This window comes from Leucobacter sp. M11, assembly GCF_035726885.1.
Taxonomy (GTDB): domain Bacteria; phylum Actinomycetota; class Actinomycetes; order Actinomycetales; family Microbacteriaceae; genus JAPFRB01.
Window position 1 is genome coordinate 67,634 of the sequence record NZ_JAPFRB010000007.1, and the last position, 3,375, is coordinate 71,008.

At 67.2% G+C, this 3,375-nt stretch carries 6 protein-coding genes; all 6 read left to right on the forward strand.

The window, feature by feature from the left end; genetic code table 11:
• On the forward strand, positions 1-329 hold a 329-nt coding region (locus OOT08_RS18225; protein WP_325094300.1), incomplete at its 5' end, for a cell division protein SepF.
• A 3-nt stretch (positions 330-332) separates the two neighbouring features.
• Positions 333-620 carry a YggT family protein gene (locus OOT08_RS18230; protein ID WP_325094301.1) on the forward strand — a complete coding sequence of 96 codons (288 nt, stop codon included), beginning with the start codon at positions 333-335 and terminating at the stop codon, positions 618-620.
• A gap of 110 nt (positions 621-730) precedes the next feature.
• On the forward strand, positions 731-1,393 hold the full coding sequence (locus tag OOT08_RS18235) for a DivIVA domain-containing protein (RefSeq protein WP_325094302.1): 663 nt from the start codon (positions 731-733) through the stop codon (positions 1,391-1,393).
• 7 nt (positions 1,394-1,400) lie between these two features.
• Positions 1,401-2,123 carry a signal peptidase II gene (gene lspA, locus OOT08_RS18240; protein WP_325094303.1) on the forward strand — a complete coding sequence of 241 codons (723 nt, stop codon included), beginning with the start codon at positions 1,401-1,403 and terminating at the stop codon, positions 2,121-2,123.
• The gene (locus OOT08_RS18245) at positions 2,095-3,015 is read left to right on the forward strand and encodes an RluA family pseudouridine synthase (RefSeq protein WP_325094304.1); all 921 of its coding nucleotides are present in this window, start codon (positions 2,095-2,097) and stop codon (positions 3,013-3,015) included. Before lspA ends, OOT08_RS18245 begins: the two co-directional genes overlap by 29 nt.
• Before the next feature lie 150 nt (positions 3,016-3,165).
• Positions 3,166-3,375, forward strand: a 210-nt coding sequence (locus tag OOT08_RS18250; RefSeq protein WP_442916291.1) for a PHP domain-containing protein, incomplete at its 3' end; no start/stop codon positions are given.

Genomic DNA, 3,375 nt, shown 5'->3' on the forward strand with positions numbered 1-3,375 from the left:
AGGTCACCCCCCTGCGCCGCGTCACCCCGACTCGTGGAGCACAGACCCCCGCAATGAATGAAATCCTGACCGTGCACCCTCGCGAATACCGAGACGCTCAGCAGATTGCCGAGACCTTCCGCGATGGGGTCCCCGTGATCATCAACCTGTCCCAGATGAACGAGGCCGAGGCCAAGCGCCTCATCGACTTCGCCAGCGGGCTCTCGCTCGGGCTGTTCGGCAAGATCGAACGCGTCACGAGCAAGGTGTTCCTGCTGTCTCCGTCGCACATTGCGGTGTCGAGCGACAGCCAGGACGCTGAGGACAGCTCCTTCTTCGTGAACTCCTAGGGAATGGGTGTTGTTACCGTCATCAAGGCGGTCCTGTACACGCTGATCGGCCTCTACGTCGCAGTGCTCTGGGTGCGCTTCATCCTGGACTGGGTGCGCGTGCTCAACCCTTCCTTCCGCCCGAAGGGTGCCGTCGCGGTGCTCTTCGAGGCCGTGTTTGTGATCACCGACCCGCCGATCCGGATGTTCCGCAAAATTGTGCCGCCCCTGCGGATCGGACAGGTGCAGCTCGACCTCGGCTGGATGCTCACGATGCTCTGCTGCTGGATACTGCAGGCTTTTCTCCGATAAACTCCCGCTCAGGCCGCCAAGTCTGGATCTCCCAGCGGCGCGGCCAGCTTTTTGCTACCGTAGACCAGGGGCCATAACCGTGGTCGCGACAGATCGAAAGAGACTCAGGAATGGCTTTAACACCCGATGACGTTGTCAACAAACGTTTCACGATCACGAAGTTCCGCGACGGTTACGACCTCGACCAGGTGGACGACTTCCTCGACACCATCGTTGAGGAGCTTCGTCAGCTCGAGGCCGAGCGCGAGGCGCTGAAGGCCGAGAACGAGGAGCTGAAGGCGAAGCTCGCCGCGGCCGAGTCCGGCGCGCCCGTCGCCGCACCCGCGGCTGCGACCCCGGCCGAGGCCGACGAGGCCGACGCCGACGAGGACTCCGACGACACGGTCGTCGTTCCGTCCTCGCTCGCCGAGAGCGCGCTGTTCACCGACGAGTCCGCCTCCTACACGCAGGGCGAGGCCATCAAGTCCTCCGCCATGCTCCAGCTGGCGCTCGAACTGCACGACAAGCACATCCGCGAGGGTGAGCTCAAGCGCGAGCAGCTCGTCAAGGACGGCGAAGCCACTGCACACGACCTCGTCTCCGGCGCACAGAAGCAGCGCGCGGACGAGCTCGCGAAGCTCAACCACGAGCGCACCGACCTGCAGCAGAAGATCAAGGACCTGCGCGAGTTCGAGGGTGAGTACCGCAGCACGCTGCGTTCCTACATCCAGGCTCAGCTGCGCGGCCTGGAGGGTTCGCCCGAGCCCGAGGGCGACCCGTCGCCCCTGAGCTAGCTCGACAATGACCCGAGCTGCGAACGAATCGGTTCAGCGGCCGACCAAGCGGCGCTGGTGGGGAGTTCTTCTCCTCATCGGCGTCGCTGTCGTCGTTGTGCTGGCCGATCAACTGATCAAAAACTGGGTGGTCGCCGAGCTGCCCGAGGGCCAGAGCGTGCCCGTCATTGGCGAGGCGCTCCAGTGGCACTTCGTGCGTAACCCCGGCGCCGCCTTCTCGATGGCCAGCGGATCAACCTGGATCTTCACGATCCTCGCCTCGGCCGTGGTCGGCGTGATTATTTGGTTCTCGGGCCGGATCCGCTCGGTGCCGTGGGCCCTGTTCCTCGGCCTCCTGCTCGGCGGCACCCTCGGGAACCTGATCGACCGCCTCACCCGGGAGCCCGGCTTCCCCGAGGGGCACGTCATCGACTACATCTACACCCCGTGGATGATGCCCGCGATCTACAACCTCGCCGACATCGCCATCGTGTCGAGCATGATCCTCTTCGTGCTCATCACCTTCCTCGGCGTGCAGATGGACGGCACCCGCGCGCCGAAGGGCGGCCGCGCCGCCGCCGAGCCAGAGGATGCCACGGTCGACGCAGCTCTCGCGGACGACGCCGCCAGCACGGCTGCGGGCTCCGAAGCCGCGCCCGAGGCCACCCCCGACGCCATTCCCGAACCCGGGACCCCCCGCACGACCAATCCGGAAGGCAGCGATGGAACACCGTCAGCTCCCCGTCCCTGAGGGACTCGAGGGCAGCCGTGTTGACGCCGCCCTCGCAAAAATGCTCGGCTTTTCGCGGACCTTCGCGAGCGAGGTGATCCAGGCCGGCGGCGTCACGATCGACGGCGTCACCGCGGGCAAGAGCGACCGGCTCTCCGCCGGCTCGCTGCTCGAGGTGAGCTGGGCGTCGAAGCAGCCCCCCCGCATCGAGCCCGTGGAGCTGCCCGAGCTGGGCATCATCTATGACGACGAGGACATCGTCGTCGTCGACAAGCCCGTCGGCGTGGCCGCGCACCCCTCCGTTGGCTGGACCGGGCCGACCGTGCTTGGAGCCCTCGCCGGGGCCGGGTACACGATCGCGACCTCCGGGGCGCAGGAGCGCGCGGGCATCGTGCACCGCCTCGACGTGGGCACGAGCGGCCTCATGGTCGTCGCCAAGAGCGAGCAGGCCTACAGCCATTTGAAGCGCGCCTTCAAGGAGCGCACGGTCGACAAGATCTATCACGCCGTGGTGCAGGGGCACCCCGATCCCTTCGCGGGCACGATCGACGCCCCGATCGGCCGCCACCCGGGCTCCGAGTGGAAGTTCGCGGTCGTCCGCGACGGCAAGGCCTCGGTGACGCACTACGAGACGCTGGAGGCCTTCCCGTACGCGACCCTGCTGGAGATCCAGCTGGAGACCGGCCGCACCCACCAGATCCGCGTGCACATGGCCGCCCAGCGGCACCCCTGCGTCGGCGACAGCATGTACGGCGCTGACCCGACGCTCTCCGCGAAGCTCGGCCTGGAGCGGCAGTGGCTGCACGCGATGCGCCTCGGCTTCGTGCACCCGGCCACGGAGGAATACGTGAGCTTCGAGAGCACCTACCCGGCGGACCTGCAACACGCGCTGGACGTGCTCGAAAACGCCTAGCGACCCCGGCGGCCCCCCGCCCGGGGTCGCCTCGCCCGGGTGTGGCTCGCGCGCCAACCGGGTAGACTGGGCACTCCGGCCGTCGACCCAGGAGCGTGTGTGTCCGCCAAAGATTCGTTCGTGCATCTGCATGTCCATAGCGAGTACTCGATGCTGGACGGCGCCGCGCGCGTCGGTCCCCTGATCGACGCGGCCGTCGAGCAGGGCATGCCCGCGATCGCGGTCTCCGACCACGGCAACACCTTCGGCGCCTTCGACTTCTGGAAGACCGCGACCGATAAGGGCATCAAGCCGATCATCGGCATCGAGGCGTACCTGACGCCCGGCACGCACCGCTCGGACCGCACCCGCGTGAAGTGG

Excerpts from the sequence above, each read along its gene's own strand:
- OOT08_RS18230 (WP_325094301.1), top strand. The coding sequence starts at position 333 with ATGGGTGTTGTTACCGTCATCAAGGCGGTCCTGTACACGCTGATCGGC.
- OOT08_RS18235 (WP_325094302.1), top strand. The coding sequence starts at position 731 with ATGGCTTTAACACCCGATGACGTTGTCAACAAACGTTTCACGATCACG.
- lspA (WP_325094303.1), top strand. The coding sequence starts at position 1,401 with ATGACCCGAGCTGCGAACGAATCGGTTCAGCGGCCGACCAAGCGGCGC.
- OOT08_RS18245 (WP_325094304.1), top strand. The coding sequence starts at position 2,095 with ATGGAACACCGTCAGCTCCCCGTCCCTGAGGGACTCGAGGGCAGCCGT.